This window comes from Ruminococcus sp. (assembly GCF_024691275.1).
Taxonomy (GTDB): Bacteria; Bacillota; Clostridia; order Oscillospirales; family Ruminococcaceae; genus Ruminococcus.
Map to the genome: position 1 here is coordinate 1 of NZ_JAILNU010000083.1, position 4,965 is coordinate 4,965.

Sequence of the window (4,965 nt, forward strand, 5' to 3'; positions counted from 1 at the left end):
TATCATAACAAAATAAAAATGCAGCATATTATATGCTACATTTTTGAGTTTTAATATTGGTTACAAAGTGATATTCACCCTACACACTCCAAAGCTCTGCTTATCACGTTCAAGTAAGGTGTCAGGGAACAAATTGAGCCACTTGTGGCTGAAAGAAGTATTCCCAAAGTAAGCATCGAAGTTGGAAACAGGCAGGATAACATAGTCCGAATCATCAGGCTTGTTGGCGATACAGTAAGCGATAACAGTTTCCGCCACCTCATACGGCAGACCACAAGGCAGCAGTCCCTTTATATGCTCCTTTTCATCATCAGAGAAGGCAAAAGTCTTATCCGCCAGCGGTCCGAGCTCAAGAGCGTCTGCAAGCACATCATCAAACCGCAGAACCCACGCACCTTTGGTCTCGGGCGAGTAGAGCGACACCTGATACTGCTTCACCTTATCTCTCCATGCGGCATCAAATCTGGTTTTCAGCGGCTCAGCGTTGGAGAGAGTGGTCTTGCTCATGTTTTCGCTGTTCTTGGTGATGAACTTTTCAACCTTGTGAACGTGTCTGTAAAACCAGCCTTTTCCCGTCTTATCCACCAATTCGGGAAACTCCTCATGCAGATCACTGAAATCAGTCCTGAACTGCCACTCCTCCTTCGGAGCGGCAGTTTTTTTGTCGGGAATACTGCACCACGCACACAGAGCTCTCCGTGCATAGTCGATATCAGGAGTGCCGTTTCTGAACATATATCCCCGAGCGATAATAGTCAGCACACGGCTCAGACCTGTGAAGTCCTTCATCATTTCAAAGCTGAAACGTCCGAGGAAGGAGAGGTCCCGCTTGCCGCTGCACTTGTAAACACGCTTGCCCGTGTAAGCCTTGAATTCTTCAATTTCGTTCAGCATTATTTCTCCCTCCTGACGTGCTTTTCGATCCTGTCCAGCAGCAGATCGAAGAGCACTTTTCTTTTGCCCAGAGCCACTATGTATTTTACCGCCTCATCAGGCTTCATTACGGCTTCTATCAGCTTTCGGCACTCGCCAGCAACAGCGTCACGGTAGTACGCATTCACTGGTTTATTAAGGTAAGCCTCCATAAGCCGCATGAACTCAGGCGAATCACCGTCGCGAATAAGGCGTTTCCTGTCAGTGAGAGTGTTTTCATCGTCAATGTCACCTATGAGGTCGATGAGAACACGGTAACCGCTGAAACGGAAGTCGCTGAAAAGCGGATAATACCGTTCAAGCTCAGGTATCAAATCTGCGAGAAAATCTTCACGCTGTTCTTTCGGAGTAAGGTGCCAGTTCTTAGCCTGTAATTCCTGCCTGATAGCAGTTATCCTCTCGGGCGGTGTGCCCTGAAACAGTGTATACAGCATATCTGCGTCGTATTCACGGTCCTGACCACGGCTGTACAGTATGCGCTGAATGTCGTTCCTGCGCTGTCTGTCCTTGACTGGCTGACCGCAGGCTCTGATGCGTGACAGACAACGTTCATAGTCCGTCACAAGAGCTTTAATCCGCTCCATTTTCTCACGATTGAGCTTATCCTTCCAGTTCTCATCAGCGGCAAATGTGAAAAGATCGCTGTCATCGGCAGGCTTGTCAACGATAGTCTTTGTGTTCTTTCCAAGCATATACGCAAGATACGGCAGACGCTCTACATTGGAGTCAACCTTGCTCCAATCGGTATCAACGAAGAACTTCACAAACTGCTCCTCGAAGGTAGGCTTGTACCACGCACGGCGACCCTCGCTCTTTTCAAGCAGGCTCTTGTATTTCAGGAACTTGCTTTTGGCGACAGTTTTAGTGCCGAGATATTCCGTCAGATCAGGCTTCACACCGCTCTTTGCCGAATCAATTTCCAGACCTGTGAGGATAGCAAGTGTCTCAGTTTCCTCACGGCATTTGTCTCGAAGCTCGTCGTCGGAGTTCTCATTGTATGCGATGATACTTCTGTTAAGAGCAGCGTTGGATATCTGTCCAACTCGGGAAGAAAATGTACTCTTGACCGTCTCGAAGCGTGCCTGCCAGTCGGTTGCATCACGGATAACAGGTTCAGCACTTGGTATTTTCAACAGCGGAGTATCCGCTTTTGAATTGCGCTTGACACAGCGATTTACGATAGGATCCGAGATAGTTTTTATCATATCGCCGTCGAAGTCTGCACCGCCGAGACGCTCCGCAGTCAGCGAGTCCCAGTTCACCATAACAACATCGGTGAGATGACTGAGATAATACTTCCTCATATTCTCAACGTCGGGATAGACTTGCAGCTGAACCTCTTCGTTTCGGGAAATGTGTGGATTACGCAGAAGCGTACATTCATTGCTGTGAGTATACGCTATTGACGGAGCATAGAAAGCATTCTTCTCAAAATCACTCTGCACCGCACCGTTGTAGAAGTTGCGCTGACTTGTGTTTCGCTTTGCCTTTTTTGGTATAAAATCTTTAAGGAAACCGAGAAGGTCCGCGGAGAGATAGCGGTTGTCGCCTGCAACTATGAGTCTACCGAGCGCATATTGCTTCAGCACCGCCTGTGCCCGTGACTTCAATCTGTCAGCATAAACAGGCTCTGCAATGAACTTCGGATTTTTCTCCAGTATCTTTTTAAGATAATAGTCCTTGCTTCCTCGGCTATACTTCCTGCCTGTGAAAAAGCTCAGGCGGTACTCCTTGTCGGTGCAAAGCCTGTAATATTCACGTTCAGTTTCCTTGGTGAGCCAGTGACGGTTATCGTCCGCAGGGAATGATAGCGGCAGGTCAAGAGGTCGGAACTCGTCTGCTGTCATTGAAAGTGTATTGAGGAACTGATAGTTCAGCTCTGTGAACTTCTGCGGATTGTCTTTGCTTACACCAGATATGTACAGAGCGTGTTTGTATCTGCGGAATGCGTCCCAGTAGTCCTCCCAGCTCATATTGTTGTCGCAGAGCCAACTGTAGCCCTTGAACATACTCTTGGTGAGAATTATGTCAACGTCTGAAACCTTATGCTCAACTCCCCAGATGTCGGTCAGCGTTGCAACTCCAGCGCTCTTGAAGAAGTCGTGAATATCTATCTGATGCAGCATTCCCTTGATGTACGGCAGACGAATCTGAAACGAGGTATGTTCGCCTCCTATCTTTTTATTGATGACCTTGGAGAATTCCTTGGAGACAACTCCCTCGCCGTCATAACCGAGAATATCAACACTCTCCCTGCGCTCAACACGGTGATACTTGCGAACGGCATTGTCATTTCCGTCATCCTCAACAGTGATAACATCTGTGTCGTGAACGGTGTGTTTTTGATTCTCCAAAACGATAACTCTGTGAGGCTTGTCGATATTTATTCCGTCAACACGGATACCGCCAGAGAGCATAAGTCCGTTGTATGCGTACAGCTTGCTTAGCTGACACTTAGTGATATTCATTCCGAGACGAATGCGCTCCGTGACCTTCCAGAAAATGTCCTCACGGATAAAGGACAGCACAGCATTTCTGCTCATGCTTGCAGAGCGCTCAAACGCAACGTACTTGTGCATACCGTTGCCGAAATCTATCTCCACACCTCTGTTCGTAAACAGAGCGGCAGCTTTCTCTTGCAGCTGTGCATAGTAAGGGTGCGATGCGTCACGGTCAAACACCCGTGAGAAGTCTGCGTAGAAGATAACATCGGACAGATCCGTCACAAGGTCAGCGCCGTCATATTTGAAATCGTCACCGTGAAGCACGCACATTATCTGATAGAAAAGTGCGTTATCGTCCTGCTCGTGAGCTGAGTGTTTCAGACAGCTCCGCAGTGCGTTTTTATCAATAACTGTTTTGTAAAACAGTCCGTCAGGCTTGGAGTAGTTCAGCATGGCTCTGACGGACAGATCATATATCCTGTACTTCATGGTCTCACCACCTGCTAAAATTATATCACAAAATCTGTCAAAATGCAATAAGGATACTGCTCCCACATTTTTATTCCGAAACGCTCATTTTTGACTGAAAAACATTCAAAACTGTAATAATAACAGCTTTGAGTTGAAATGTCTGTAAAGCTCTATTCTATGCGCTTTGCGGTCAATATCAGTTTGCTGTGAGAACAGGTCGGTTCTCATAAAAAAGAATTTGTGTTTCGGAAAACGTTTCAGAGCAGTTAAAAACTTATGCAAAAACAGGTCAATTTGCATAAAGGATACTGCTCCCACATTTTTATGAAGAAAGGATGATTTTTATTGACAAAAAGAATCGAAATCGAGTTCAAAAGCAGCGTCGAGATAATGAACACTCCGATGAAAAAGAGACGCTTCATCGTTGATGAAATGATCTATCCCGGTCTCCATGTACTGTCAGGCGATCCGAAGATCGGTAAGTCATGGATGATGATGGATATGTGTCTTTCAGTTGCAAAGGGTGAAAAGTTTCTCGGACGCAAGACTGAAAAAGGTCACGTTGTGTACATGGCACTTGAAGATACGTCTGACAATTTGCAGACGCGAATGTATGAGCTGACAGATGAGCCGACGGATAATCTGCAATACGTTTTGCTCGTCAACACTCTCGGTAACGGTCTCGAAGATGACCTTCGCAAGTGCAAGGAAGCATTCTCAGACCTGAAGCTGATAGTCATCGACACTCTGCAAAAGGTGCGCGATACAGTTGATATGAAGTACGGAAGTGATTACAAAGACGTATCAACGCTGAAATCTATTGCTGACGAGTTAGGCATCGCAATAATTCTTGTTCACCACAACAGAAAGCAGCAGGACTCCAATCCGAACAACATGATACTTGGCACAAATGGTATCCCCGGTGCATCAGACGGTTGTCTTGTACTTCAGAGAAACGGAGACAGCAAAAATGCTGTACTGAACATCAGTGGTCGCGGAGCACCGTCGCTCGACATAAATGTTATCAGGGACGGAGCAAAGTGGAAGCTGCTTGACAAGCCGCCCGAGGACAAGCCTGATAACTTCCCGTCTGTGATACATGATTTTATGCTGGAGC

3 protein-coding genes are annotated in these 4,965 nt (G+C 46.7%); 1 reads left to right on the forward strand and 2 read right to left on the reverse strand.

Features of this window, described 5'->3' with window-relative positions:
- Nucleotides 1–60: 60 nt before the first annotated feature.
- Together K6G33_RS09680 and K6G33_RS09685 are read right to left on the reverse strand one after the other, a co-directional pair.
- Nucleotides 61–894, reverse strand: coding sequence for a hypothetical protein (locus K6G33_RS09680; RefSeq protein WP_296778843.1), 834 nt, complete (start codon nucleotides 892–894; stop codon nucleotides 61–63).
- The gene (locus tag K6G33_RS09685) at nucleotides 894–3,866 is read right to left on the reverse strand and encodes a hypothetical protein (RefSeq protein ID WP_296778845.1); all 2,973 of its coding nucleotides are present in this window, start codon (nucleotides 3,864–3,866) and stop codon (nucleotides 894–896) included. The genes K6G33_RS09680 and K6G33_RS09685 overlap by 1 nt, the downstream gene beginning before the upstream one ends.
- Before the next feature lie 327 nt (nucleotides 3,867–4,193).
- Between K6G33_RS09685 and K6G33_RS09690 the strand changes: the two genes are divergently transcribed.
- Nucleotides 4,194–4,965, forward strand: a 772-nt coding sequence (locus K6G33_RS09690; RefSeq protein ID WP_296778847.1) for an AAA family ATPase, incomplete at its 3' end; no start/stop codon positions are given.